General features: G+C 63.1%; 28 protein-coding genes and 2 pseudogenes. 13 read left to right on the forward strand and 17 right to left on the reverse strand.

Going from position 1 to position 25,001, the window contains the following annotated elements; all coding sequences use genetic code 11:
• Both F6S12_RS20710 and F6S12_RS20715 read right to left on the reverse strand, forming a co-directional pair.
• The coding region (locus tag F6S12_RS20710; protein WP_315869291.1) for a TorF family putative porin at positions 1-457 on the reverse strand (457 nt) is incomplete at its 3' end.
• A gap of 197 nt (positions 458-654) precedes the next feature.
• Positions 655-843, reverse strand: a complete 189-nt coding sequence (locus F6S12_RS20715; RefSeq protein ID WP_016962619.1) for a hypothetical protein — start codon at positions 841-843, stop codon at positions 655-657.
• A 342-nt stretch (positions 844-1,185) separates the two neighbouring features.
• On the opposite strand from F6S12_RS20715, the gene F6S12_RS20720 reads away from it, so the two are divergent.
• From F6S12_RS20720 to F6S12_RS20730, 3 genes are all read left to right on the forward strand, one after another.
• Positions 1,186-2,022, forward strand: coding sequence for a S1 RNA-binding domain-containing protein (locus tag F6S12_RS20720; protein ID WP_026020046.1), 837 nt, complete (start codon positions 1,186-1,188; stop codon positions 2,020-2,022).
• Between the two features lie 28 nt (positions 2,023-2,050).
• Positions 2,051-2,473 (forward strand): DUF2177 family protein, encoded by a 423-nt coding sequence (locus F6S12_RS20725; RefSeq protein WP_053149681.1) that lies wholly within the window; start codon positions 2,051-2,053, stop codon positions 2,471-2,473.
• Between the two features lie 86 nt (positions 2,474-2,559).
• Positions 2,560-3,483: a DMT family transporter gene (locus F6S12_RS20730; protein ID WP_053150154.1), complete on the forward strand. Its 924-nt coding sequence runs from the start codon at positions 2,560-2,562 to the stop codon at positions 3,481-3,483.
• Between the two features lie 8 nt (positions 3,484-3,491).
• Here the strand turns inward: F6S12_RS20730 and F6S12_RS20735 are convergent, their stop codons facing one another.
• Complete coding sequence (locus F6S12_RS20735; RefSeq protein WP_161467040.1) at positions 3,492-4,652, reverse strand: YbfB/YjiJ family MFS transporter; 1,161 nt, start codon at positions 4,650-4,652, stop codon at positions 3,492-3,494.
• 104 nt (positions 4,653-4,756) lie between these two features.
• Here F6S12_RS20735 and ptrR point away from each other — a divergent pair, with 104 nt between their 5' ends.
• Positions 4,757-5,650, forward strand: a complete 894-nt coding sequence (gene ptrR, locus F6S12_RS20740) for a putrescine utilization regulator PtrR (RefSeq protein ID WP_011059907.1) — start codon at positions 4,757-4,759, stop codon at positions 5,648-5,650.
• Between the two features lie 133 nt (positions 5,651-5,783).
• The gene (locus F6S12_RS20745; RefSeq protein ID WP_011059908.1) at positions 5,784-5,912 is read left to right on the forward strand and encodes a PA1414 family protein; all 129 of its coding nucleotides are present in this window, start codon (positions 5,784-5,786) and stop codon (positions 5,910-5,912) included.
• Between the two features lie 88 nt (positions 5,913-6,000).
• On the opposite strand, the gene F6S12_RS20750 is transcribed toward F6S12_RS20745, so the two are convergent.
• The 6 genes and pseudogenes from F6S12_RS20750 to speB all read right to left on the reverse strand — a co-directional run bounded on the left by F6S12_RS20750 (position 6,001) and on the right by speB (position 9,906).
• Positions 6,001-6,261, reverse strand: coding sequence for a hypothetical protein (locus tag F6S12_RS20750; protein ID WP_011059909.1), 261 nt, complete (start codon positions 6,259-6,261; stop codon positions 6,001-6,003).
• 27 nt (positions 6,262-6,288) lie between these two features.
• The gene (locus F6S12_RS20755; protein WP_019093736.1) at positions 6,289-6,546 is read right to left on the reverse strand and encodes a phosphopantetheine-binding protein; all 258 of its coding nucleotides are present in this window, start codon (positions 6,544-6,546) and stop codon (positions 6,289-6,291) included.
• Positions 6,547-6,850: 304 nt separating this feature from the next.
• A complete protein-coding gene (locus F6S12_RS20760) occupies positions 6,851-8,230 on the reverse strand; it encodes a sodium:solute symporter (RefSeq protein WP_011059911.1) in 1,380 nt (459 codons plus the stop codon).
• Positions 8,231-8,362: 132 nt separating this feature from the next.
• Positions 8,363-8,578, reverse strand: coding sequence for a hypothetical protein (locus tag F6S12_RS20765; RefSeq protein ID WP_019093738.1), 216 nt, complete (start codon positions 8,576-8,578; stop codon positions 8,363-8,365).
• A 21-nt stretch (positions 8,579-8,599) separates the two neighbouring features.
• Positions 8,600-8,791: pseudogene (locus F6S12_RS20770) on the reverse strand (DUF4440 domain-containing protein); the annotation flags it as partial.
• Between the two features lie 164 nt (positions 8,792-8,955).
• Positions 8,956-9,906: an agmatinase gene (gene speB, locus F6S12_RS20775; RefSeq protein ID WP_123473791.1), complete on the reverse strand. Its 951-nt coding sequence runs from the start codon at positions 9,904-9,906 to the stop codon at positions 8,956-8,958.
• Between the two features lie 358 nt (positions 9,907-10,264).
• On the opposite strand from speB, the gene F6S12_RS20780 reads away from it, so the two are divergent.
• Positions 10,265-11,158, forward strand: coding sequence for a LysR family transcriptional regulator (locus F6S12_RS20780; protein WP_011059913.1), 894 nt, complete (start codon positions 10,265-10,267; stop codon positions 11,156-11,158).
• Positions 11,159-11,167: 9 nt separating this feature from the next.
• Positions 11,168-11,764, forward strand: a complete 597-nt coding sequence (locus tag F6S12_RS20785; protein WP_152686034.1) for a tRNA-uridine aminocarboxypropyltransferase — start codon at positions 11,168-11,170, stop codon at positions 11,762-11,764.
• Positions 11,765-11,844: 80 nt separating this feature from the next.
• On the opposite strand, the gene F6S12_RS20790 is transcribed toward F6S12_RS20785, so the two are convergent.
• The gene (locus tag F6S12_RS20790) at positions 11,845-12,240 is read right to left on the reverse strand and encodes a YbaN family protein (protein ID WP_011059915.1); all 396 of its coding nucleotides are present in this window, start codon (positions 12,238-12,240) and stop codon (positions 11,845-11,847) included.
• A 10-nt stretch (positions 12,241-12,250) separates the two neighbouring features.
• Positions 12,251-12,838: a YecA family protein gene (locus tag F6S12_RS20795; protein ID WP_011059916.1), complete on the reverse strand. Its 588-nt coding sequence runs from the start codon at positions 12,836-12,838 to the stop codon at positions 12,251-12,253.
• 273 nt (positions 12,839-13,111) lie between these two features.
• Here F6S12_RS20795 and recQ point away from each other — a divergent pair, with 273 nt between their 5' ends.
• A complete protein-coding gene (recQ, locus tag F6S12_RS20800; RefSeq protein ID WP_011059917.1) occupies positions 13,112-15,238 on the forward strand; it encodes a DNA helicase RecQ in 2,127 nt (708 codons plus the stop codon).
• Between the two features lie 119 nt (positions 15,239-15,357).
• Positions 15,358-15,792: a MarR family transcriptional regulator gene (locus F6S12_RS20805; protein ID WP_011059918.1), complete on the forward strand. Its 435-nt coding sequence runs from the start codon at positions 15,358-15,360 to the stop codon at positions 15,790-15,792.
• A 96-nt stretch (positions 15,793-15,888) separates the two neighbouring features.
• On the opposite strand, the gene F6S12_RS20810 is transcribed toward F6S12_RS20805, so the two are convergent.
• Positions 15,889-18,078 (reverse strand): patatin-like phospholipase family protein, encoded by a 2,190-nt coding sequence (locus F6S12_RS20810; RefSeq protein ID WP_015634596.1) that lies wholly within the window; start codon positions 18,076-18,078, stop codon positions 15,889-15,891.
• 71 nt (positions 18,079-18,149) lie between these two features.
• Here F6S12_RS20810 and F6S12_RS20815 point away from each other — a divergent pair, with 71 nt between their 5' ends.
• On the forward strand, positions 18,150-18,437 hold the full coding sequence (locus F6S12_RS20815; RefSeq protein ID WP_152686035.1) for a SelT/SelW/SelH family protein: 288 nt from the start codon (positions 18,150-18,152) through the stop codon (positions 18,435-18,437).
• Here the strand turns inward: F6S12_RS20815 and F6S12_RS20820 are convergent.
• Positions 18,431-19,324 (reverse strand): DMT family transporter, encoded by an 894-nt coding sequence (locus F6S12_RS20820; protein WP_015634597.1) that lies wholly within the window; start codon positions 19,322-19,324, stop codon positions 18,431-18,433. The genes F6S12_RS20815 and F6S12_RS20820 overlap by 7 nt on opposite strands.
• A 51-nt stretch (positions 19,325-19,375) precedes the next feature.
• Positions 19,376-20,191, reverse strand: coding sequence for a helix-turn-helix transcriptional regulator (locus F6S12_RS20825; RefSeq protein ID WP_015634598.1), 816 nt, complete (start codon positions 20,189-20,191; stop codon positions 19,376-19,378).
• A 132-nt stretch (positions 20,192-20,323) separates the two neighbouring features.
• Between F6S12_RS20825 and F6S12_RS20830 the strand changes: the two genes are divergently transcribed.
• Positions 20,324-21,145, forward strand: coding sequence for a UDP-2,3-diacylglucosamine diphosphatase (locus F6S12_RS20830; protein ID WP_011059923.1), 822 nt, complete (start codon positions 20,324-20,326; stop codon positions 21,143-21,145).
• A gap of 22 nt (positions 21,146-21,167) precedes the next feature.
• Here F6S12_RS20830 and F6S12_RS20835 read toward each other — a convergent pair whose 3' ends face one another.
• Together F6S12_RS20835 and F6S12_RS20840 are read right to left on the reverse strand one after the other, a co-directional pair.
• On the reverse strand, positions 21,168-21,758 hold the full coding sequence (locus tag F6S12_RS20835) for an HD domain-containing protein (protein WP_015634600.1): 591 nt from the start codon (positions 21,756-21,758) through the stop codon (positions 21,168-21,170).
• A 74-nt stretch (positions 21,759-21,832) separates the two neighbouring features.
• Positions 21,833-22,144, reverse strand: a complete 312-nt coding sequence (locus F6S12_RS20840) for a DUF962 domain-containing protein (RefSeq protein ID WP_011059925.1) — start codon at positions 22,142-22,144, stop codon at positions 21,833-21,835.
• A 159-nt stretch (positions 22,145-22,303) separates the two neighbouring features.
• On the opposite strand from F6S12_RS20840, the gene F6S12_RS20845 reads away from it, so the two are divergent.
• Positions 22,304-23,365, forward strand: coding sequence for an AraC family transcriptional regulator (locus F6S12_RS20845; RefSeq protein WP_011059926.1), 1,062 nt, complete (start codon positions 22,304-22,306; stop codon positions 23,363-23,365).
• Here the strand turns inward: F6S12_RS20845 and F6S12_RS20850 are convergent.
• Positions 23,322-24,776: a TrkH family potassium uptake protein gene (locus tag F6S12_RS20850; protein WP_011059927.1), complete on the reverse strand. Its 1,455-nt coding sequence runs from the start codon at positions 24,774-24,776 to the stop codon at positions 23,322-23,324. The two genes, F6S12_RS20845 and F6S12_RS20850, sit on opposite strands and share 44 nt — an antisense overlap.
• 122 nt (positions 24,777-24,898) lie before the next feature.
• On the opposite strand from F6S12_RS20850, the pseudogene F6S12_RS20855 reads away from it, so the two are divergent.
• Positions 24,899-25,001: pseudogene (locus F6S12_RS20855) on the forward strand (nitroreductase); the annotation flags it as partial.

The following is a 25,001-nucleotide window of genomic DNA, read 5'->3' on the forward strand; positions in this document are numbered from 1 at the left end:
CCAGGTCAGCGAACAGGGTGCTGTTGCGTTTGTCCGGGTCATTGCTGAACGCCGCGCCGAAGCGGCTGCCGAGCAGGGTCAGGCCGCCGTAGAATTCCTGGCTGTCCTGGGTCCGCAACTGCGGGTAGTTGTAGTGGATCATTCCCAGTTCGTAGCCCAGGGTCTGGTCGAAGGGCTGCTTGAAGCCCAGGTAGGAATCCACCTCCAGTTTGCTGGAGGGGCTCAGGCCCATGCTGGGGGCCCACTGGCCGGCATACCAGCCACTGTCGTGGCTCAGGTCGAGGCCGCCGTGGAACGAGCCGCTGGAAGACGGCTTGACCAGGCCCTGGGCCATGCTGCGGCTGGGGCTGGTGCCCAGCTTGAGGTCGAAATCCCCCAGCTCGCGCTGGAAGATTTGCCCATGGGCAATGGGGCAGGCCAACAGCAGGCTGCAGGCCAGCAACGAGGATTTGAGCATGCAGCACTCCCTGAACTGCGCGGAGCGACAACCTGAAAGGCGGCTGAAACGATTGATCTAGAGGGGGTAAAGGATACCGGCGAATGCCATTGGCTGAAGGCCGTTCGTCGATTTGCTGGTAGTGGGGAGGAGAGCGGGTGCCAGTCCTAGCGCTTTGGGGGCAAAGCGCTAAGGGACCAGGATAATGCGCGGGGGAGTTACTTCTTGCCCAGGCTGATCTGCTTGGACGGGCCGAAAGTCTGGCCGCTGACGCCTTTGGCGATCTGCTGGATTTCGCCGCCCGATTTCAGGAACGCTGCGATCTGTTCGTTGATCGATTCACTGGTTTCAACGGCGGGAGCTGGTTTTGCTTTGCTGTTGGAGGCTTTTACTCGCATGGCGGCCATTTAACCTTTCGGGAAAATTAATTTGGCCAGGCATCTTATCAGAAATACTTGACAATTGCTTGGTAAATATCCCCTGGAACAGAAAGGCGCTTCCTGCTGTTTTTCCTAAGTTTATTTTTCGGATATTTTCCTAAGTCGCTGTTTTAACTAAGGACCCATCGAAAAAAATGCCCTCTCGCTGTGCTCCGCAAAGGCTCTATGCACGGCTGTTTGCCTGACGAGCGGCCGGTTGAGCGCCGGGAACGCCAGAAAAATCAAGGATTTCGTGGCCAGCGATTCAGGAGCGTCAACGCAGGCCTGGAAAACAGGTAGAATGCCGCCCACGCAATGAGGGTATTGGAAATGGCTTTAGTCGGGCGCTACAACAGTTTGCAAGTGGTTAAACACACTAACTTTGGTTTGTATCTGGACGGTGGGGCAGACGGCGAAATATTGCTGCCCAATCGTTATATCCCCAAGGACATTCCCAGTGAAGATGAAGACTGGCTGAATGTTTTTGTTTACTTGGACAGTGCTGACAAGTTAATCGCAACTACCGAAAAGCCGAAAGTTCAAGTTGGTGAGTTCGCCAGTCTTAAAGTCGTAGAAGTTAACAGCATTGGGGTGTTCCTGGACTGGGGGCTGCCCAAGGATCTGCTGCTGCCGTACTCCGAGGAAAAGCGCCAGATGAACGCCGGCGAATACTGCGTGGTGCATGTCTACCTGGACAAGCACACTCGCCGTATTACCGCCACGGCCCGTCTGGACCGCTACCTGGACAAGACGCCGGCCAACTACAAGGCCGGCCAGGAAGTCGACTTGCTGGTGGCCGAGTCCACCGACATGGGCTTCAAGGCCATCATCAACAACAAGCACTGGGGCCTGATCCACAAGAACGAAGTGTTCAAGTTCCTGCGCTCGGGGATGCAAGAGAAAGGTTTCATCAAGGAAGTGCGCGCCGACGGCAAGATCAGCCTGAGTCTGCAACCTGTCGGTGAACAGGCGGCCACCAGCCTGAACTCGAAGATCCTCGCCAAGTTGCGGGAAAACGATGGCTCGCTGGCGGTCAGCGACAAGAGCGACCCGGCCTTGATCAGCAGTTTGTTCGGGGTTAGCAAGGGCAACTTCAAGAAGGCCATCGGTGCCCTCTACAAGCAGGGCCAGATTGTCATTCACGCGGATCGTATCGAGCTAAGCTGAGACTCACTTCACGCGGCGGGCGAGGCTTATGAAAACCACGCTGGTTGCCTGGCTCGCCACTTTGCTGGCGTTCCTGCTACTCGACGCGCTCTGGCTGGGGCTGATGATGGGCGAAACCTACCGGGCCCAGTTGGGGGCGTTGCTGCTGGAACAGCCACGGCTGTTACCGGCAGCGCTGTTCTACCTCCTCTACGTTAGCGGTTGCCTGCTGTTCGCCGTGCGGCCCGCCCTGCAGCAGGGCGGCTGGCGCCGGGCTGCGTGCCTGGGGGCGCTGCTCGGGCTGGTGGCCTACGGCACTTATGACCTGAGCAACTGGGCGACCTTGCAGGGCTGGTCGGCTTCCCTGGCGCTGCTGGACATGGCCTGGGGCATGCTGGCCAGTGCCCTGGCCTGCAGTTTCGGCGTCTTCTGTGCCTGCCGCTGGGCGCCAGGCGCAAACGGCGGGAACTAGGTCTGCTCCAGGGGACCCGTCAGGCGCGGCGGCAGTTCTTTATTTCGGGTAGGGGTCATGTCATTGAATCAATGTGAGGTATGGCGGTGAGCATCGAACGGCGCAACGCCGATGGGTTTGCCCTGCAGGTGATGTTGGGGCTGTGCCTGATCTGGGGCGTGCAGCAGGTGATGATCAAGTGGGCCGCGGCGGACATTGCGCCCATCATGCAGGCGGCCGCCCGTTCGGGGATCTCGGCGCTGCTGGTGGCTGTACTGATGTGCTGGAAAGGCGGCTGGTCCCAGGTTTCCAGTACCTGGCGCGGCGGCTTGCTGGCCGGCGCTCTGTTCGGCCTGGAGTTCCTGTTTATCGCCGAAGGCCTGAAGCTCACCAGTGCCGCGCACATGTCGGTGTTTCTCTACACCGCACCGATCTTCACCGCCCTTGGGGTCAATTGGCTGTTGCCCAGCGAACGCTTGCGGCCCTTGCAATGGTTGGGGATCGTCCTGGCCTTTATCGGCATCAGCATTGCCTTTGCCGGCGGGATCTCCCTGGACAACCTGGACCGGCGCATGCTCCTGGGCGACATTCTGGGATTGCTGGCGGGGCTGGCCTGGGGCGCGACCACAGTGGTGGTGCGGGCTTCGCGGCTGTCCGAGGCGCCGGCGACCCTGACCCTGTTCTATCAGTTGATCGTCGGTTTCGTCGGCCTGTTGCTGATCGCCGTGCTCAGCGGCCAGGTGACCCAGGTCAGCCTGACTCCGGTAGCGGTGGCCAGCGTGTTGTTCCAGGGGCTGGTGGTATCGTTCTTCAGCTACCTGACCTGGTTCTGGCTGCTGCGGCGTTATCTGGCGGCGAACCTGGCAGTGTTTTCCTTCATGACCCCGATGTTCGGCGTGACCTTCGGCGTGCTGTTACTGGACGAGCCCTTGAGCCTCAACTTCGTGCTGGGGGCAATGCTGGTGCTGCTGGGTATTACCTTCGTCAGCGCCGAACAGTGGCTGCGGCGGCGGATCCAGCGCTTGTTGTAGCCCGCGCTTCACGAGACGAACGCACAGCGCTGTGCCCTTGGTCGCAGTTGCCAGAGCAGGCTGGCGCCGATCAGCAAGCCGCAGCCCGCCACCACCAGCGCCAGTTGCAGGTCGCCGCTGAAGTGGCTGCTCAGGGCGGCCAGCAACGGGCCGCTCAACTGGCCCACGGCAAAGCAGGCAGTGAGCAGGCCGGCGTTGCGCTGGGCCGACTGCGGTGCCAGCTCCCGGGAGCGCTGCATCACCAACTGCATGCAGGCCAGGAACGGCGTGCCGCACAGCAACACGCCCAATACCAGCCCCAGGCCACTGCCCAGCAGGCAGGCAAAGACCCCGGCGGCCTGCAGCCACAAGGTCGCCATCAGCCATTGCCGGGTGCTGTGCGGGGTGTGCCGACGCAGGCTGGCCAGGGCCACGCCTACGGCCGCGGCCAGGCCGAAACCGGGCCAGAACAGGTCGGCCTGCCACTGGCCCTGGAAGCGCGCATTGGCCATCTGCGAAAGGAAGGTCGCGGGGATGATGTAGCCCACGCCATACAGGGCGTAGACCAGCCCCAGGCGCGCCACGCTGTGCTCAGTGGCGCAGGCGCTCTGCGTTTCGCCACTGGGGCGCGCCGAGGCCGGGGGCAGGATCGGCAGGATCACCAGCAGCATCAACAAGGCGACCGCGGCATACAGCAGCCACAGGTTGGCCGAGCTTTGCCCCAGAAGATTGGAGCCCAGGGCCAGTAGCCCGGTGAGCATGATGCCCAGCCCCGGGCCGGCGAACACCAGGGCCCCGAGGCGTGGCCAGCCCGCCGCCTGGGCCAGGGGTTGGCTCAGCGCCGTGATCATCACCAGCACCCAGGCGCTGGCCACCCCGGTGCCGAAGCGCAGCAGCAGGTGCGGCCAGAAGCCCTGGGCCCAGAACGAGGCCAGGGTCAGCAGCACGCACAGCCACAAGCCGCCCAGCAGGCGCAGGCGCACCTGGGCCGGACGCCGGGCGAACATGGCGTCCAGGGCTCCGAGGAAATAGCCCAGGTAATTGGCGGCGGCAATCAGCCCGGCGGCGGTCAGGTCGACCTGGCCTTCGCTGATCAGGTGCGGCAGTTGCGGGGTCAGGGCGAAGCGGCCAATGCCCATGGCCATCATCAGGGCAATGAAGCTGGCGAGCAGGCGGAGCAGGGGAGACATGGTCGGCTTTCCATCGATGGGGACAATGACCGTCAGGCTAGGACTGATTGACTTTCTTTAAAAATGAATAATATTGAGTAACTTGTTCAGTTTTGGAGAAAGTCATGGAGTTCAGCCAATTGCGCATCTTCCAGGCCGTGGCCGAGGAAGGCTCCATCACTCGCGCCGCCGAGCGCCTGCACCGAGTGCCGTCGAACCTCTCGACCCGGCTCAAGCAACTGGAGGAGCAACTGGGGGTCGAACTGTTCCTGCGCGAGCGTCAGCGCCTGCAGTTGTCGCCGGCGGGCAAGGTGCTGCTGGATTACGCCGCGCGCCTGTTCGCCTTGCACGACGAGGCCCATGCCGCGGTGCAGGGCGGTCAGCCGGCCGGGGAGTTTGTCCTGGGCACCATGTACAGCACCGCGGCGATTCACTTGCCTGCGTTGCTGGCGCGTTATCACCGGGCTTATCCGGCGGTGAACCTGCAGGTGCAGTCCGGGCCCAGCGGCGAGTTGCTCGAAGGCTTGCTCACCGGGCGCCTGGATGCAGCCCTGGTGGACGGGCCGCTGGAGCTGGCAGGCCTGGATGGCGTGCCCCTGTGCGACGAGACCCTGGTACTGATCAGCGAAGCCGACCATCCGCCGGTGCGTACGGCCCGGGACGTGGAGGGCCGTGCGGTGTTCACCTTTCGCCAGGGCTGCTCCTATCGCATGCGTCTGGAATCCTGGTTTGCCCACTACCACGCCGCGATGGGGCGGGCCATGGAGATCGAGTCCTATCAGGGCATGCTGGCCTGTGTGATCGCCGGTTCCGGGGTGGCGCTGATGGCTCAGTCGATGCTCGACAGCCTGCCGGGGCGCGAAAGCGTGGCGGTGCATGCCCTGGCCGAGCCTTTTGCCCGTGCCACTACCTGGCTGATGTGGCGCAAGGGCATGGTCGGGGCCAACCTCAATGCCTGGATCGAGCTGCAACAGGGCGCTGGCGTGCAGCTTGCGCAGCAGGCGCGGGCCCATGCTTGAGCACCCGATGGCCATTGGCTTTAATCCAGTAACAGTTCATTGCCATTGCGCAGCAGCGCGCTGGAAAAGATAGGGCTATTATCTGCTTGAGGCGGCGCAGTATCGCCGCTCGGCACGACCCTGAGGGGGCACTATGAAAGACAAACTGCAAAGCTGGCTGCACGACCTTGGCGTCGCACTGGGCCTGATCGAGCCACCGCTGCAACCGGTGCCGATTCCTACCGACGAAGAGCTGCGGCGCCGTCAACAACGTCGTCGCTGAAGCAGAGGCGAGAGCGGAGTGCAGGCTCCGGCTCTCGCGGATGTTTTCTAGCCGGCAGTCGCTGGGCCACAGGCCTGGGGCAATCGGGTCAATCCTGGTTTTGCCGGGCCTTTTCCAATAACCATTGCACCAGGTCATCCACCCTTTCCAGTTGCCCGAGCGCTCGCTGCTCTTCACGGGGCAAGACACCCAGGTCGAACCTGTCCTCCAGGCGCCACAGCAGCGCCTCGATATCATCCCTGTCCAGCCCCAGTTCAGAGAGACCGCTCTGGTCATCGAAATCCACAGGCTCATCCAGCCAGTGGCGAATGAGCAGGTGCACTGCCGCGCGCGCTTGGGCCCGATTCATCTGCGTTGCTCCCGATACGACAGCAGGTCAGGCGGGACGGGCAGCGTCGGCGCGGGTCTTTTCCAGGATGAACAGGCTCAGCTCGCTGATGCTGCTGATTCGATACAGATCGCGGTCGGGATCCAGGCGAATGTTGAACTCTCGCTCCAGGCTGTGCAGCAGGGCCTTGAGGTCCAGGGAGTAGGTGTCGTGTTCGCGGGCCTGGCAGGGCGGGGTTGGCCACTTCTGGGCCATTTGTGCATCGATGGCATGACGGATGCTTTGCTGGATGGAGAAACGGTCCATAAACACCTCGGGGCAGGGAGAGGCTCTTATTGTTTTATGACCCCATCCAAGGGTGAAGCGATAGCGTGCACTGAGGCGGCCAGCGATCCTTGTACTGTTTTCCTGCGGGAACAGTCGTCGCTGGATCTGAGTACAGCACAGGTTTTTTTCCGGCGGGGTAACCATTCGTCCATTCATGGCCCTGACGAAAATGGCTGCGGGCTTTGCCCGTCGGTGCCGTGAGGCTTTTGCCAGGCGAAAAAAAACGGGTGCGGCCACCGACGCCGCACCCGTCGAAGAAAAGCTTCAGACCTCCGGCTTCACGTCAGATTGCGTTGGCCAGGGGCGCAGGGCGCCGGGAGGCCAGGCTCACCACCACGAAACTCACCAGGCCCACGGCCAGGCTGTAGTAGATCGGTGTGTTGGCATCCAGGCCGTCCTTGAACATGAAGGCCAGAGCCGTGACGAAGCCCAGGCCCATGCTGGCGATAGCGCCTGCAGTGGTGGCGCGTTTCCAGAAAATGGCGCCGATCAGCGGGATCAGCATGCCGCCCACCAACAGGTTGTAGGCCAGGGTCAGGGCGCTGATCACGTCGTTGACCACCAGGGCAATGCCCAGCACCACGATGCCGGTGAGGAAGGTGAACAGGCGGTTGATCCCCAGGCTCGATTGCTTGCCGCCGCGCAGCCTTGGCAGCAGGTCTTCGGTCAGGGTGGTGGAGGCGGCCAGCAGGCCGGCGCTGGCAGTGGACATCATGGCGGCCAGCGCCGCAGCGATCACCAGGCCACGGATGCCGTCCGGCAGCGAGGCTTTGACGATGGCGGCAAAGGCGTTGTTGACGTTGTCCAGGTCCGGCAGCAGAACATGGGCGGCCATGCCGATCAGGGCGCAGGCCAGGCCGTAGAGGATGCAGTAGAAGCCCGCCAGGGTGCCGGCGTATTGCGCGACTTTCTCGGTCTTGGCGGTGAACACCCGTTGCCAGATGTCCTGGCCGATCAGGATGCCGAAGAAGTAGATCATGAAGTAGGTGATGATGGTGTCCCAGCCGATGGCGGTGAAGCTGAAACTGGACGCTGGCAGCTTGGCCACCAACTCATCCCAGCCGCCTACGCGGTACAGGCAGATCGGCAACAGGATGAACATCAGGCCCACGGTCTTGATCACGAACTGGACGATGTCGGTCAGGGTCAGCGACCACATGCCGCCGATCGCCGAGTACACCACCACCACGCCGCCGCCCAGCAAAACCGAAACCCAGAACGGCAGGCCGAACAGCACTTGCAGAACGGTGCCGATGGCGAGGATCGAAGTCACCCCGATCATCAGCGCGTAGGCCAGCATGATCACTGCGCTGGCCTGGCGGGCCATGGGGTTGTAGCGCTTCTCCAGCACCTGGGTGACGGTGAAGATGCGCAGCTTGAGCAGCGGCTTGGCCAGCAGCAGGTTCAGGGCAATGATCCCCGCCCCCAGGGCGGCGCACAGCCAGAAACCGGAAATGCCGTGGACATAGCCCAGGCGCACGGTGCCGACGGTGGAGGCACCGCCCAGGACCGTGGCGGCCATGGTGCCCATGTACAGGGTCGGGCCCAGGTTGCGGCCGGCCACCAGGTAGTCCTCGTGGGTCTTGGCCTTGCGCATGCCGTAGTAGCCGAGTACGAGCATGCCGGCGGCATAGATGAGTACGACAAATAGATCTAAAGCCATGGTGGCGTGTCTCCGATTATCTTTTTTATGTGAAACAAACGGTTCATGCAGGTGCTGGCTGCTCAGCGAAGGCGGGGTCAAGTCTTGTGCAAGACCCAGGGGCTCTATCGCGAGGCCGGCCGCTCCAGGAGGTTATCCGGGCAGTAGCGCGCGACTTGCCAGCAGCCCGCTGGTACAGCGGCTGGCCATGCTGGAGTGCGCAGTTTCGAGAGTGGCGATGGCGGTGCTGGCCAGGCCGGGGGGCAGGCGAAACAGGTCGCAAGGCCTGGTGTCGCGCTGGTGCTCGAGGATCTGTCCGATCCTGTTGGTTGCGATGTTGCTAGGGTTTTTTTCTTTGTTGTTATTCATGATCTGCTCCGATCACATTGGCTAAGGGGGTGGCAGCCCTTCCGGCACAGCGGACAAATGGTTGTGACAGGCCAGCCAGAGGCCTTGTTGTTTTGTGCGAGACCCAATGGTTTCGCGTTCCTGGCTGAAGTCTTGCTCCCCTTGCATGCGCAGCTTCGTGGCTACGTCATGAGTCAATCCGGCGCCGTCCCCTTGTGGGCGGACGACGGCGTTGTCCGGGATGCGTCACCGCACCTCGGAACCATCCTTGGCCCGTCATCGGCCGGCTAATGCCTGGCAGGCATTGCGCAACAGCAGTCGAGGACGGGGTAAAGATGAAGCGGGTAGTACCGCTTTGCGCCGCAAACGGTCTGGCGGCGCGCAGCATGTGCTGAGTCTCAGCGATGGGCGACGCCAGGCAGCACGCAGAGCATTTCGTACAGCAGGTTGGCGCCCAGCAGCGAGGTATTGCCGGTGGTGTCATAAGGCGGCGAAACCTCCACCAGGTCGCAGCCCACCAGGTCCAGGCCCTGGCAGCCACGGACAATCTCGATGGCCTGGATGGTGGTCAGGCCACCGATTTCCGGGGTGCCGGTGCCTGGGGCCCAGGCCGGGTCGATGCCGTCGATGTCGAAGCTCAGGTACACCGGGCCGTTGCCGACTTTCTCGCGGACTTCGGCCATCAAGGGCTCCAGGGATTTGTGCCAGCATTCTTCGGCCTGGACCACGCGAAAGCCCTGCTTGCGGCTCCAGTTGAAGTCTTCGGCGGTGTAGCCCTGGGCGCGCAGGCCGATCTGCACCACGCGGTCGCAGTCCAGCAGGCCTTCTTCCACGGCGCGGCGGAAGGTGGTGCCGTGGGCGATCTTCTCACCGAACATGTGGTCGTTGACATCGGCGTGGGCATCGATGTGCACCAGCCCGACCTTGCCGTGTACCTTGTGGATGGCCCGCAGGATCGGCAGGGTGATGGTGTGGTCGCCGCCCAGGGTCAGGGGAATCACGTTGTGTTCGAGGATGCCGTCATAGGCTTCTTCGATGATGCGCACCGCGTCCAGCAGGTTGAAGGTGTTGATCGCTACGTCGCCGATGTCGGCCACCGACAGCGAGTCGAACGGGGCAGCACCGGTGGCCATGTTGTAAGGGCGGATCATGACTGATTCGGCACGGATTTCCCGCGGGCCGAAACGGGTGCCGGCACGCAGCGAGGTGCCGATGTCCAGGGGCACGCCGACGAACGCAGCGTCCAGGCCGGCAGCGGATTGCAGATGGGGAAGACGCATCATGGTGGCGATGCCGCCGAAGCGCGGCATTTCGTTGCCGCCCAGTGGTTGGTGGAGAATCTTGTCCACGGGATAGGCCTCATCGTTGTTTTATATTTATGGGGTCGACGGCGCAGCGAATCCTGCCCGAGCAACCGAGTGGGGCCGATTCTGCGAAATGTAGTGCGGGGAAAGAATCGCTACGAACAAATACTTAGTTCAGATTTTTCTAAACTAATGGCCGATGGCGCGCTAGACTCCCGCGCTGCTCCCCAGGCCCTTGGTGGCGAGGGAGCTTGCTCCCGTCCGGTGGTGCAGCCACCGTTATCCGGGTTGCAGGGTTGGATTGAAAGCGGGCATGGAGGCCATCGGGGTTGCTTTGCCACTCGGCGAGAACCCGCCCCTCGCCGCAGGGACGTTGTCGTTTTGCCTGTTATCGGAGCCTGTCATGGCCAACGCTTTACCTGATCTGAAACTATTGCGCATCTTCGTCAGCGTGGTGCGGCATCAGGGGTTCGCCAACGCCCAGCATGAACTCAATCTTTCCACCTCGGCCATCAGCACCTACATGAGCCAGCTGGAGGCGTCCCTGGGCCTGGTGCTCTGCCACCGTGGCCGGGGCGGTTTCAGCCTGACCAGCAAGGGCGAGCTGTTCCACCAGGAAACCCTACGCCTGCTGGGCGAGCTGGAAGGTTTCGAACAGTACGCCGCAGCCCTCAAGGGCGAGCTTCGCGGGACCCTGAACCTGGGGGTGATCGACTCCACGGTGAGCGATAAGGCCCTGCCGTTCGCCGAGGCCATCGGCGCCTACAGCCAGGAGCATCCGGCGGTGCACCTGCACCTGTCGGTGATGAGCCCCCACGAGTTGCAGCTGGGGGTGCAGGACAATCGCCTGGACCTGGCCATCGGTGCCTTTTCCACGCGCATGAGCGGCCTGGTGTACATGCCGCTGTACCGCGAGCAGCATTGGCTGTATTGCAGCAACCGCCACCCGCTGTACAGCGAGCGGCGCATTCCCGAGCAGGTGATCACCCAGCAACGCATGGTCGGCCGCGGCTACTGGAGCCAGGCCGAACTGGCCCGGCACGGCTTCAAGCACAGTGCGGCGACGGTGGAGAGCATGGAGGCGCAGTTGATCCTGGTGCTGTCCGGTGCCTACATCGGCTACCTGCCGGAACATTACGCCCAGGCCTGGGCGGACAAGGGCGACTTGCGGGTGCTGCTGCCGGCAACCTTTGGCTACCAGGCGCCGTTCTCCATGATCATGCGTCGCGGACGCGGTCGAGAGCCGCTGATCCAGACCTTTCGCGACCTGCTCAAGGCGCAGCTCAACCAGTCATAAGGAGGTCCCATGTCTCGAGCACGCTGCGAGCGTTGCCTGCGCCCTGCGGGCCATTGTCTGTGCCCGCTGATTCCGCAGCTACCCAGCCGTACCCGAGTGCTGTTGTTACAGCATCCCAGTGAGGTCAATCATGCCTTGAACACCGCACGTCTGGCGGCGCTGGGGCTGAACAACGCCGAACTGGTGGTGGGGGAGGTGTTCGAGGAGCTGCCGGCGTTGCTCGACCAGCCCGGATATCGAGCATGCCTGCTGTTCCCGGCGGATGATGCCCGGCCATTGCAGGCCTATGCCGAGACGGATGCACCGCTGCTGCTGGTGGTGCCCGACGGCACCTGGCGCAAGGCGCGCAAGTTGCTGCACCTCAATCCGTTGCTGGCGGCGCTGCCAAGGGTGACCCTGGCGCCTGGGGTGGAGTCTCGCTATCGCCTGCGCAAGGCCCCGGGGCCGGGAGCCTTGTCCACTGTGGAAGCGATCGTTCAGGCATTGCAGGTACTTGAAGCTCCTGCTTCGTTCGAGCCGCTGTTGCGGCCTTTCGAGGCCCTGATCGAAGGGCAGATTGCCGCGATGGGCGAAGACACCTACCAGCGCAACCACGCCAAATCCTGACCGCTCCCGAATCTGGCGCCGCTGCCGCAGGCGGCGATGGTGCGCGGTGGCCCCGCCCTTGCCGGCCACCCCACAAACCTTCAGGAGCGCCGCAGGGTCTTCTGCCGCAGGATATAGAGACTCACCAGTACTGCGCTGGTCAGCATGAAGCCCCGGGCCCAGGGCGATGGCACCAGGTAGCAGGAGAAGCCGATGCTCAACCACATCAGGCCGATGGCGTAGACCTTGCCCTTGAGCGGAATGCCGTTGCCGTCGAGATAGTCGCGGATCCACGGACCCAGGCGCGGGTGTTGCACCAGCCATTGGTAGAAGCGTGGCGAGCTACGGGCAAAGCAGGCGGCTGCCAGCAGCAGGAAAGGCGTGGTAGGCAATACAGGAAGGAAGATACCCACTACCCCCAGCGCTACGCTCGACCAGCCGATGGCCAGCAGAACGTAACGCCATAGCAGGGGGCGTTGGCCTATGGGCTTGGCCATAGGCAACGACTCAGTGGTGGCGGGGCTTGAGCAGTGCAGGTTTTTCGTCGGGGGCGTTGCACAGCAGGTACAGCGCGGTCAGCGCTTCCGGGATCTGCACGATCATGTCGTCCATCAGGTTGGCATCGCTGGCGATGTCGGAGAACTCCGGCTGTTCGTCGAACAGGCCGGAACCCACCATGATCGGCAGCAGCATCTCGCTGACTTCTTCCTCGGCGGTTTCGAACCAGGCCGCTTCACGCAGGAACACGCCTTCCATGAAGCCGATGCACCAGCCGCGCAGGTCGGAGTCGTCCGGGTCCTCGCCCAGGTCGAGTTCGCAGGGCAGCTCGAATTCTTCGTCGGAAGCCAGTTGGCGGGCGATATGCGCCTTGAGGGCCAGCAGGGTCGACTCGATGGCTTCGCGTTCGGCGTCGTCACGGTAGTGCGGCTCTTCGGCGAACAGGGCGTCGATCCATTCACGGTCCGGAACGCTTTCCGAGCAGATGGACAGCGCGGTCAGGTAGCCGTGAGCGGCCACGTAGTCCAGCGCCTCGTCGTGCAGATCATCTGCATCGAGGAAGACTTGCAGGCGGGTTAGTTGCTCAGCGAAGGACATTGACGGCTACCTTGGGGAATAAACGATGCTGAATTCTAGGCTTTCTTGCGCGCTCAAGCCAGCCGCGGTGCCGATTTGAGCGGTTCTAAAGGTTACCAGCGTCCATTGTCGGTGCCCTCTGCCGGGAAGGGGTCGGGTATACTCGCGCGTTTTGTGATGCCCTGCAGGCTGGCCGTCCGCTCCGGACAAGTCCGCTAACGCAAATGTCGGTGAAGCGTGCCGGCTTTTCGTCCAGTCTGCCCCCAGGGATTTCAGCGATTTTTGGAGTTTTTCATGCTCGAACAGGCTCAACGCGTCCTCAAGGACATCTTCGGCTACGACAGTTTCCGTGGTCGCCAAGGTGCGATCATTGAGCGCGTGGCCAGCGGCGGCGATGCCTTGGTACTGATGCCCACCGGTGGTGGCAAGTCGCTGTGTTTCCAGGTCCCGGCGCTACTTCGCGAAGGGCTGGCGGTAGTGGTTTCGCCGCTGATCGCGCTGATGGACGACCAGGTTGCGACCCTGGAGGAACTCGGTGTCGCGGCGGCAGCCTTGAACTCCACCCTCAGCGCCGAGCAGCAGCGTGACCTGGCCGCGCGCATCCGGCGCGGCGAAGTGAAGATGCTCTACCTGGCCCCCGAGCGCCTGGTCCAGCCGCGCATGCTGGCGTTTCTGCAGAGCTTGGAAATCGCCTTGTTCGCGATTGATGAAGCCCACTGTGTGTCCCAGTGGGGCCACGACTTCCGCCCCGAATACCTGCAATTGGGGCAACTGGCGGAAATGTTCCCCCAGGTGCCGCGCATTGCCCTGACTGCCACGGCTGACAAGCGCACCCGGGAAGAGATCGTCAATCGCCTGCACCTGCAGGACGCCGAGCGTTTTCTCTCCAGCTTCGACCGGCCGAACATCTTCTATCGCATCGTGCCCAAGGAGCAGCCACGCAAGCAGTTGCAGGCCTTCCTCAACGAGCGGCGCAGCGATGCCGGGATCGTCTATTGCCTGTCGCGCAAAAAGGTCGACGAAGTGGCTGCATTTCTCTGCGAGCAGGGTTTCACCGCGCTGCCCTACCATGCCGGGTTGCCCAATGAGCTGCGGGCCTATCACCAGAAGCGCTTCCTCAATGAAGAAGGCCTGATCATGGTGGCCACCATTGCCTTCGGCATGGGCATCGACAAGCCCAACGTGCGCTTCGTGGCCCACATGGACTTGCCCAAGTCGCTGGAAGCCTACTACCAGGAGACCGGTCGCGCCGGCCGTGACGGCCTGCCGGCAGACGCCTGGATGGCTTACGGGCTGCAGGACGTGCTGATGCTCAAGCAGATGCTGCAGAACTCCGAGGGCGACGAGCGCCACAAGCGTCTTGAGCAGCACAAGCTCGATGCGATGCTGGCCCTGTGCGAGGAAACCCGTTGCCGGCGCCAGACCCTGCTGGCCTATTTCGATGAAGACATGCCGCAACCCTGCGGTCACTGCGACAACTGCGTCGATGGGGTACAGACCTGGGACGCCACCGAGCCGGCACGCCAGGCCCTGTCGGCGATCTATCGCACTGGCCAGCGCTACGGCGTCGGTCACCTGGTGGATGTGCTGCTGGGCAAGGACACGGAAAAGGTCCGCAGTTTCGGCCATCAGCACCTGTCGGTATTTGGTGTCGGCAAGGCCCGCAGCGAAGGCGAATGGCGCTCGCTGTTCCGCCAGCTGGTGGCCCGCGGCCTGGCCGACATCGATCTGGAAGGTTATGGCGGCCTGCGCCTGAGCGACAGCTGCCGCCCGCTGCTCAAGGGCGAAGTGACCCTGGAGTTGCGTCGTGATCTCAAGCCGCAAACCACCCCCAAGAGCAGCACCAGCCAGGCCAGCCAGCTGGTACGGGGCGAGGAGCGCGAGCAGTGGGAGGCGCTGCGGGCCCTGCGACGCAAGCTGGCGGAAGAACATGGGGTGCCGCCTTATGTCATTTTCCCTGATTCCACCTTGCTCGAAATGCTCCGCAGCCAGCCCGGCTCCATGGCCGAAATGGCCGAGGTCAGCGGCGTGGGTGCGCGCAAGCTGGAGCGTTATGGCGCAGCCTTCCTCGAAGTCCTCGGCGGCGGTGTCGAGGCGCCGAAAGTGGTTGCCGACCTGCGCCATGAACTGATCACCCTGGCTCGCGCGGGGATGACCCCGGTGCAGATCGCCGGCCAGTTGCAGTGCACGGAAAAGAACGTCTACACCCTGCTCGCCGAAGCCATCGGCAAGCAGCAGCTGTCGCTGGAGCAGGCCCTGGACTTACCGGAAGACCTGCTGGGAGAGATCCAGGATGCGTTCCTCGACGGCGAGGGCGAGTTGCCGCCCGTGGCCGAGGTTATCCCGGTGTTTGCCGGAAGGGTGCCGGAAGGGGTGCTGTATTGCGTACGTGCGGCCTTGGAGTCGGAGTTTGAAATGTGAAGGGGTGCGTCAATGTTGTAACGATTCAGTCCCTTACAGGCCTTGCCTCCGGGCAAGGGGCATGCTTAGCTGACTAATAATTAGTTTTTCTTTATTTTCAGTCTGATCATGAGTGTTTTATGCCGTTAACCGATGAACACCGTTTTGGTATGCAGCTGGCGCATATGTCTCGCGGCTGGCGTGCCGAACTGGACCGCCGCCTGGCGGGGCTCGGCCTGTCCCAGGCCCGCTGGCTGGTGCTGTTGCATTTGGCTCGCTTCGAAGAGGCGCCCACTCAGCGCGAGCTGGCGCAAAGCGTCGGCGTAGAAGGGCCGACCCTGGCCCGGCTGCTGGACAGCCTGGAAACCCAGGGCCTGGTTCAGCGCCAGTCGGTGGTGGAAGATCGCCGGGCGAAGAAAATCGTTCTCTGTCCGTCCGCCCGGCCCTTGATCGAACAGATCGAAACCATCGCCACCGCCCTGCGTCATGAGCTGTTCGTTGGCGTTGACGAAGAAGACCTGCGGGTCTGCATTCGCGTTCATGAACGCATCCTGGCCAATCTGGAAAAATCCTGACGCCTTCAACCGGGGTTGCCTGACCCCGGTTTGTCTTGTTCCTCTGCCATTCTGAATTCAAGCCTGCTGCGCCCAGGGGCGTTTTTTGCGTGCCTGTCAAAAGGTCTGGCCCAGATTCAGTGACAGGGCTTTCTGGTTGTCGTCGTTGAAGCCGTAGCTGAAGTTCAGCGGCCCCAGCGGCGTGTCGAAGCCGAGAAAGATGCTCGCCGCGTTGATGTAGCCGCTGTCGAAGGCATTGTCGTTGTTCCACACCCGGCCCCGCTCCAGCGAGCCTCCCAGGTACAGTGGAAAGTCCAGGGGCAGGTAGGAGCGTGGTGTCAGGCGACGGAAGTACACGGCGCGAGCCAGGCTGATGTTCTGCCCGGAGAGGGCGTCCTGACGGAAACCGGACAGTTGTCGAGCTCCACCGAGCAGGAAGCTTGACGTCACCACGTCGGCGTTGTCCAGGGTCCGGCCATAGCGACCGCCCAGGACAAAGGTATTGGGGCCGCTGCTCAGCGCCTTGTCCAGCTTGAACTCCCACTGCCGGTAGCGATTGTCCGAACCCAGGCTCGGTTCGAACTGGCGCAGGCTCAGCTTGATGTCTTCGCCGGAGTGAGGAAAGTAGACGTTGTCCAGCGAGTCGAAGGAGTACTGCAACTGGTAGTAGCCTTCGTTGAAGTTTTCGCTGGGCAGGTTATGGTCGCCGATGCGCACATCGGCCTTGCCCCAGGCCTCGCCGACGCCGAAACGCACTTCGCCGCTGTTGCCGATCTGGCGCCCTAGGTTGAGCCCGAAACCGTAGCGTTCCACGCGATATTCGGCGATCGGGTCGTTGTCCAGCACCGCCTCGACGTTCTGCGCTTCGGCGGCGATGAAGGGCGCAATGAAGTAGCGTGAACCGGCATCCAGTGGCTGGTAGAACTCGCTGTAGAGTTCCTGCTGATCACCGATCTGCACCCGGGTCAGCCATTCTGCACCCAGGCTGTTGATGCCGTTCATGCGGTAGCTGGCGCCGATATTGAACGCGCTGTCGCCACGCATGTCATCGGACAGGTTCAGCCCCAGGCGCAGGTAGTCGGTACCACTGCGCTTGCCCCGGGCGCTGATCACCAGGGTGTTGTCCTGCCCCTTGTGGGCTACGCGATACTGCACCTGTTCGAAGAAATCCAGGCCGTACAGGGTGCCCATGTCGGTTTCCAGGCGGCCCAGGTCCAGCGGCTCGCCGATGCGCTGGCGGATGTAGTAGCGGATCACTTCGTCGCTGACCTTGGAGTCGTTTTCCACCTTGATCGCGCTGATGATCGGAGTGCGCTGGCTGGGCTGGCGCGCAGCGGTCAGTTCGGCATCCAGCGCATGGGCCGGACGCAGACGGGCCAGGCGCGCGTCGAGGATACGGGTGGCGCGGTAGCCGGCGTCGATCATTTCCTGGGCCCGGCCAAAGTCGGTAACGCCAAAGCTCGACAGCGCTGGCTGGATCAGCACGTCATCCTTGTGCAGTGCCGCCAGTTGCACCTCCGAGTTGCGCCGGGTCATCAGGGTGATGGACTGGTTGAGCACGTCGACCACGGTATTGAGTTGCTTGCGCGAACGCAGCGGTGTGCCGATGTCCACCACGATGGCGATGTCGACTCCCATGTCCCGCGCCACGTCCAGGGGAATGTTATCGGTCATGCCGCCGTCCACCAGCAGACGGCCATCCAGTTCCACCGGTGCGAAGACCGCCGGGATCGACATGCTGGCGCGGATCACCTGGGGCAGGTGGCCCTTGCGAAACACCACTTTCTCGCCGCTGGCGATATCGGTGGCCACGGCCCGGAAGGGGATCGGCAGCTTGTCGAAGTCACGGGTATCGCTGGCGTGGGCCAGCTTGCTTTCCAGCAGCAGTGCCAGGTTCTGTCCCTGAATCACCCCCAGCGGCAGGCCCAGGCTGCCATCGTCGCGGAAGCTGAGCTTCTGCTTGACCAGAAAATCCCGGTCGTCCTGCTTGCGCCGGAACGGCACGTCTTCCCGGGGCGGGGCATCGGACAAGGCCTGTCGCCAGTCGATGTTCAGCGCGAGCTTTTCCAGCTCGTCGATCTTGTAGCCCGAGGCATACAGCCCACCGATCACCGCGCCCATGCTGGTGCCGGCGATGGCGTCGATGCGGATGCCCTGTTCCTCCAGGGCCTTGAGCACCCCGATGTGGGCCAGACCGCGGGCGGCGCCCCCAGACAGCACCAGGCCGATTTTCGGTCGTGGCGCTTCGGCAGATTGAGCAAGCAAGGGCAGCAGGCAGAGGAACAGGCAGGACAGCAGGCGGCGCATTACGGTTCTCGGGGCGGGCGATAAAGCCGGCTATTATAACGACGCCCTTGAATCCAGGAGTCGGCCGTACCATGACTGAACGTAAACCCGAAGTGATCATCACCTATTGCACCCAATGCCAGTGGCTACTGCGGGCGGCGTGGCTGGCCCAGGAGCTGTTGAGCACCTTCAGCGACGACCTGGGCAAGGTGTCCCTGGAGCCGGCAACCGGCGGGGCCTTTAGCATCACCTGCGATGGCGTGCAGATCTGGGAACGCAAGGCCGATGGTGGCTTTCCCGAGGCCAAGGTGCTGAAGCAGCGGGTTCGCGACCAGATCGACCCCGAGCGCGACCTGGGCCACAACGACCGTACTCAGTGAGAGCCGGCTTCAGCCGTGGCTGCCTTGCTGCCCGAACCCGCTGACAGGCGGCTTGAAACCACGATGGCAACGATGATCAAGGCCCCACCGAACAACATGCGCAGGGTCGGGTTTTCGCCGAACAGCAACCAGGCCACGGTAATTCCGTAGACCGGTTCCAGGGCAAACACCACCGCTGCGGTACGCGCCTTGATCACTGCCAGGCTGGCGACAAACAGGCTGTGGGCCAGACCGGTGCAGAAAATTCCCAGCAGGCTGATCCACAGCCAGTCCATGGCCCGCACCTGGCCAAGCTCGGGAGCCGCCACCGGCAACAGGCACAGGGCGACCACCACGTTTTGACAGAGCGCCGCCTGCACCGCGGGGATCCGCCCGGAGCTGGCACGGTTGTTCAGTGACAGCAGCGCAAACAGCAGGCCCGAGCCCACGGCCCAGAGCAGGCCGGTGGTGGCCTGGCTGGCCAGGTCGAAGTCCGGGGTCACCAGCACCAGGCCGATGCTGACCAGCAGCACCAACAGCATTTCGTTGAAGCGGATCCGCTCGCGGAAGATCAGGCCTTCGAGAATCACGGTGAACGCCGGGAAACTGGCAAAGCCCAGGGTTGCGATAGCCACCCCCGCGACCTTCACCGCCACGAAGAAACTCACCCAGTGCCCGGCCAGCAGCAGGCCGCTGAGCAGCAGGCGCCGCCAATCGGTGGCGGCCAGTTTCTGCCAGGGGGTGTTGCTCGCCAGGCGGGCGAAGACGCCCAGGGCGAGCACGGCAAAGGCTGCACGGCCGAAGACGATGACCGCGGGCGAAGCGGCGGCGAGCTTACCGAATACACCGGTCAGGCCGAACATCAGGGCACCGATATGCAAGGCGCCAAGGGCGGTACGCGGAGTCATTTTTATCCTTAACCACAAGACGGGCAGTAATGGCCTTAGGCGGCAATGGGCTCAGTCTACGGGCGGGGCGGCCTGTTGGTCTGTCGCGATCCTGGCGTTTTTTGTCGAGGGACTAGCGTCTGCCCCTTGGCGCAGTTGGCGCGGCGAGTGGCCGTACTGCCGCAGTATCGCCGCGGCAAAGGCACTCTGGGAGCTGTAACCCACGCGGCTGGCGATTTCGCCCATGGGCAAGGTCGATCCGCGCAACAGTTCCAGGGCCATGTGCAAGCGCCGGCGTCGCACGTATTCCATGGGGCTGGCCCCGCACTCGGCGATGAACCGTGCATGCAGGCGGGCAGCGGACAGCCCGGCGATACGGGCCAGGTCGGCCACCTGCAAGGGGTGGGCGGCGTGATGATCGATATGGGCATTCAGGGCGGCATAGGGCAGGCGGCGCTCGCGGGGCTGGCTGTCGGCGCGATGATTGAGGCTGGCCAGCAGCAAGACCGCGCCTTGCTGGGCAATCAAGGGGTCGTCCACCGGGCTGTCCGCCAGCCAGTTGACCAGGCGGCTCTGGCTCGGCCCCAGGACCTGGTGTCGGGGCGCATCGAGCAAACGCCGACTGGCCTCGGCATGTTCCCCCAACGATTGCTGCACCCAGTGTTCGCCGGGTATGTCCAGCACCAGGCAATGGCTGCCGCTGGGGCTGCCGCAGACATGCCGGGCGCCGGCCGGCACCACCACGAAGCTCTGCTGCTGCACCTGGCTGCCCTGGCCTTCGACTTCGAAATCGAGCTGGCCACGCAGGCCGAACACCAGTTGCGCATGTTCATGGCTGTGGGCGATCAGGTCATGGGTGTAGTGGCGCAGGGTGAGGATAGATCCCATCACGGTCTCCTTGGCAGGCGGCCAGTCTACACCGGCGGTCGGGCGTTTCGCGCTGTCATCGCACTGCCGCATTTGTGTCATGGGCTATTAATCGCTGGGGCGCAAGCTCGCAAAAAATCCAGGAGAGCGTCCATGACCCATGCCGAACTCGCCAAGCCCAGCCGCAAGCAACGGGTGCGGACCCTGTGGATTTCAGATGTGCACCTGGGCACCCGGGATTGCCAGGCCGAACACCTGGCACGCTTTCTCAAGGCCTATCACGCCGATCGCATCTATCTGGTGGGCGACATCATCGATGGTTGGAAGCTGCGCGGCGGCATGTACTGGCCCCAGGCCCATACCAACGTGATCCGGCGCCTGCTGACCATGAGCAAGCGTGGTACCGAGGTGATCTACGTCACCGGCAACCACGACGAATTCCTGCGGCGCTACTCCAGGCTGATTCTCGGCAATATCCAACTGGTGGACGAGGCGGTGCATGTCACTGCGGACGGGCGTCATCTGCTGGTGATCCACGGCGATCAGTTCGATGTGATTACCCGCTATCACCGCTGGCTGGCCTTTCTCGGCGACTCGGCCTACGAATTCACCCTGACCCTCAACCGCTGGCTCAACCACTGGCGGGCGCGTTATGGCTATGGGTACTGGTCGCTGTCGGCCTACCTCAAGCACAAGGTCAAGACGGCGGTGAGCTTCATCAGCGATTTCGAGGAAGCCATTGCCCACGAATGCGTCAAGCGCGAGTTGCACGGGGTGGTCTGTGGCCATATTCACCATGCCGAGATCCGCAAGGTGGGCGAGGTGGATTACCTCAATTGCGGTGACTGGGTGGAGTCCTGCACGGCCCTGATCGAGCACTGGGACGGCAGCATCGAACTCTATCGCCTGGCCGAGGCCCAGGCCCGTGAGGCCCAGCTCAAGGCTGAGCGGATGAAAGTCGCGGAGCCGGCCTGAGCCCGGGGCCGAACACGGTTTTTCAGGCCGGGCTGGCCTGCTCCATGGCCGCCTTGTACAGCGACTGCCGGGGCTGGGCGAACAGCCGTTGCAGCATGGGCTCGAAGAAGCTCAGGGGCAGGCTCTCGTAGGCCGGATCGAAGGCGGCGGCGTCGTACTTGGCGCAGAACTCGGCGGTGTACTGGTACAGCGGGTGGTCACTGAACTGCTCGCGCAGGTGGCGATCCATGCCCAGGTGATGGAAGAAGTAGTAACCCTGGAAGATCCCGTGCTTCTCCACCATCCACAGGTTTTCCGGGCTGACAAAGGGCTTGAGAATGGCGGCGGCGATATCCGGATGGTTATAGGAACCCAGGGTATCGCCAATGTCGTGGAGCAGGGCGCAGACCACGTATTCCTCGTCGCGCCCGTCATGCCAGGCGCGGCTGGCGGTCTGCAGCGAATGGGTCAGGCGGTCCACCGGGAAGCCGCCGAAGTCGCCTTCCAGCAGTTGCAGGTGGGCCAGGATGCGTGTCGGCAACTGCTTGGCGTAGGCACTGAAATCCGCGGCGATGATCGCCCAGTCCTCCTGGGTGCCGTCCTGCATATGGGTAAAGCGCGCATGGGTGTTCATCGGCCATCGTCTTGTTGTCATGGGGCGGGTCTGCAAGGCCTGGCCCTGTGGGGAGCCGCTGGCGGCCCTGGGGTCTAGAAGGGCACCTTGCCGAGGATCATGTCGCGGTACATGACGAAGTCCCCCAGCAGGCTGTACAGCGGATGCTGGAAGGTGGCCGGGCGGTTTTTCTCGAAGAAGAAATGCCCGACCCAGGCGAAGCCATAGCCGGCTATCGGCAACACCAGCAGCAGCCACCAGGCGCCTTTGCCGATGGCCAGGGCGAGGATGAAGATCACCAGGCTGGTGCCGATGAAGTGCAGGCGTCGGCAGGTGCTGTCGCTGTGCTCGCTCAGGTAGTAGGGGTAGAACTCGGCGAAGCTGTTGAACTGTCGGATGTTTTCCATGGCCGCGATCTCTGTGTCTGTTGTTCTGTCGGCGGATGTTCGGCGGGGAGCTTATTTGAGTCTAGAGTCCTTGGCGGCGCAGGCCAGTGACAATAGGCGCCACTTTAGTATCCTTGGGAAATTGGCCGTAGCATGCGGCTCATCATGTAAGAACCCCTCATGAGCGAACGAACGACTTCTGCAAGCTGGACCCTGGGAATCGTCAAGGCCCTGGAGATGGACGGCCTGGATTGCCGGGCCTTGTTCAAGCAGTTGGGGCTCGACTACGGTGCCCTGGAAGATCCCGACGCGCGCTTCACCCAGGACTCCATGACCCGGCTCTGGCAGCGCGCCGTCGAGCTTTCCGGCAACCCGGCGATCGGCCTGAACATGGGCAAGGTGGTGCGTCCGGCGTCTTTTCACGTGGCCGGGTATGCATTGATGTCGAGTCGTACCCTGGCGGAGGGGTTTCAGCGGCTGGTGCGTTATCAGCGGATCATTGCCGAAAGCGCTGACTTGAGTTTCCGCCTTCTTCCCGAGGGCTATGCACTGATCCTGACGGTGCATGGCGACCATCTACCGCCCACCCGGCAAAGTGCCGAGGCTTCGCTGGCCTGCGCCCTGGCCTTGTGCGGCTGGCTGACGGGGCGCGCGTTGCAGCCGCGCAAGGTGTTGCTGCAGGGCGAGCAGCCCGGGGACCTGCAACCCTACAAGGACATGTTCCACGCGCCCCTGGTGTTTGCCGCGCCCTTTGATGCGCTGATCTTCGAGCGTGCCGACATGGAGGCCACGCTGCCCACCGCCAACGAGGCCATGGCCCTGCTGCACGATCGTTTCGCCGGCGAATACCTGGCGCGCTTCTCCGAAAGCCGGGTGACCCACAAGGCGCGGCAGGTCTTGTGTCGCCTGCTGCCCCAGGGGGAGCCCAAGCGCGAGATGGTGGCGCAGACGCTGCACCTGTCCCAGCGCACCTTGCAGCGCCGCCTGCAGGAAGAGGGCACCAGCTTCCAGGCGCTGCTGGATGACACCCGCCGGGAACTGGCAGAGCAGTACCTGGCGCAGCCGCGCATGACCCTGCTGGAAATTGCCTACTTGCTTGGGTTTGCCGACCCGAGCAACTTCTTCCGCGCATTCCGCCGCTGGTTCGATGCCACGCCCGGTGAGTACCGAGCGCGGTTACAGGCCGCGCCGGCCCCGGTCAATGACGCCAGAATGCCGGAATACACAACACGAACACCGTGATGATTTCCAGCCGGCCCAGGAGCATGCCCAGGGACAGGATCCACTTGGCGGCGTCCGGCAGGGTCGAGAAGTTGCCGGCCGGGCCGATGGTTTCACCCAGGCCCGGGCCCACGCCCGACACGGTGCTGGCGGCACCGGTGAGGGCGGTCATCCAGTCCAGGCCCAGCAGCGACAGGGCCAGGGCGATCATGCAGATGGTGATGGCGAAGAAGAACGAGAAGGTCAGGATCGAGCGGACGATTTCTTCGTCCAGGCGATGGCCGTTGTACTTCTGCTTGATCACCGCCCTCGGGTGAATCAGTTGATTGAGGTTGGCCTTGAGCAGGATGTAGGCGACCTGGAAGCGGAAGATCTTGATCCCGCCGGCAGTGGAGCCGGAACAGCCGCCGACAAACCCCAGGTAAAAGAACAGCATCAGTGAGAAATTGCCCCACAGGCTGTAGTCGCCCAGGGCGAAGCCGGTGGTGGTGACCACCGACGTCACGTTCAGCGCCACGTGGCGCAGGGCCTCGAGCCAGTGCAGGTTGGTGGTCCACCAGTACCAGGTGCCGAGTACCAGCCAGGTCACCAGCAGCAGCCCGAGCAGGCCCTGGACCTGCTGATCCTTGATCAGCGCCCGGCGGTTGCCACGCAAAGTGGCCACATAGAGGGTGAAGGGCAGGCTGCCGAGGATCATCACCACCACCGCCACCCAGTGCACCGCCGGTTGTTTCCAGTGGGCCAGGGAATCGTCCGAGGTGGAGAAACCGCCGGTGGAGATCGCCGACATGGCGTGGTTGATGGCATCGAACACGTTCATCCCGGCCCACCAGAACGCCAGGCTGCCAAAGATGGTAATGCCCACGTAGGTGGCGACGATCAGCCGGGCGACCATGTGCGAGCGCGGCATGACCTTTTCCGAGCGGTCCGAGGATTCGGTCTGGAACAGGCGCATACCACCGATACGCAGCAACGGCAGGATCGCCACCGCCATGCCGATGAAGCCGATGCCCCCCAACCAGTGCAGCATCGAACGCCAGATCAGGATCCCAGGCGACATGCTGTCCAGGCCGCTGAGCACCGTGGCGCCGGTGGCGGTGATGCCGGACATGCTTTCAAAGAACGAGTCGGTGTAGCTGATGTGCTGGGTCAGCAGGAATGGCAGGGCGGCAAAGATGCACACCACCAGCCAACTGGAGACGGTCAGCAGGTACATGTCGCGGGGGCGCAGGTGAACGTGCTCGGGGCGCCCGGGGATCACCAGGGCCAGGCCGGCGATAAAGGTGATCATGCTGGCCCAGAGGAAGGACGGCAGGTCGCCGGTACGTTCGAAGACCACCAGGGTCGCCATCGGCACCACCATGGCGATCGCCAGGGTGATGAGGAAGATGCCGATGATGAAACCAATGATCCTTAAGGTCGGCAACGCCATGTGTTCCGCTCGGGCTGGTAGATGAAGGGCGCCCATTCTACCTGCGGGGCAGGGCATGTAAACCGGCACCCGGCCGGCAGATCCCGCTAGAATGGCCGGACATTTTTTTCAGGAGGTGGCCGATGGAGGCTCTCGACGCTTTGCTCAACCGTGTTTCCGTGCCGCGCCTGGTGGAGCCCGCGCCTAGCGCCGCGCAGCGCGAAGCCTTGTTCGCCGCCGCCCTGC

It is taken from the genome of Pseudomonas sp. JV245A (assembly GCF_032424515.1).
Lineage (GTDB): Bacteria > Pseudomonadota > Gammaproteobacteria > Pseudomonadales > Pseudomonadaceae > Aquipseudomonas > Aquipseudomonas protegens.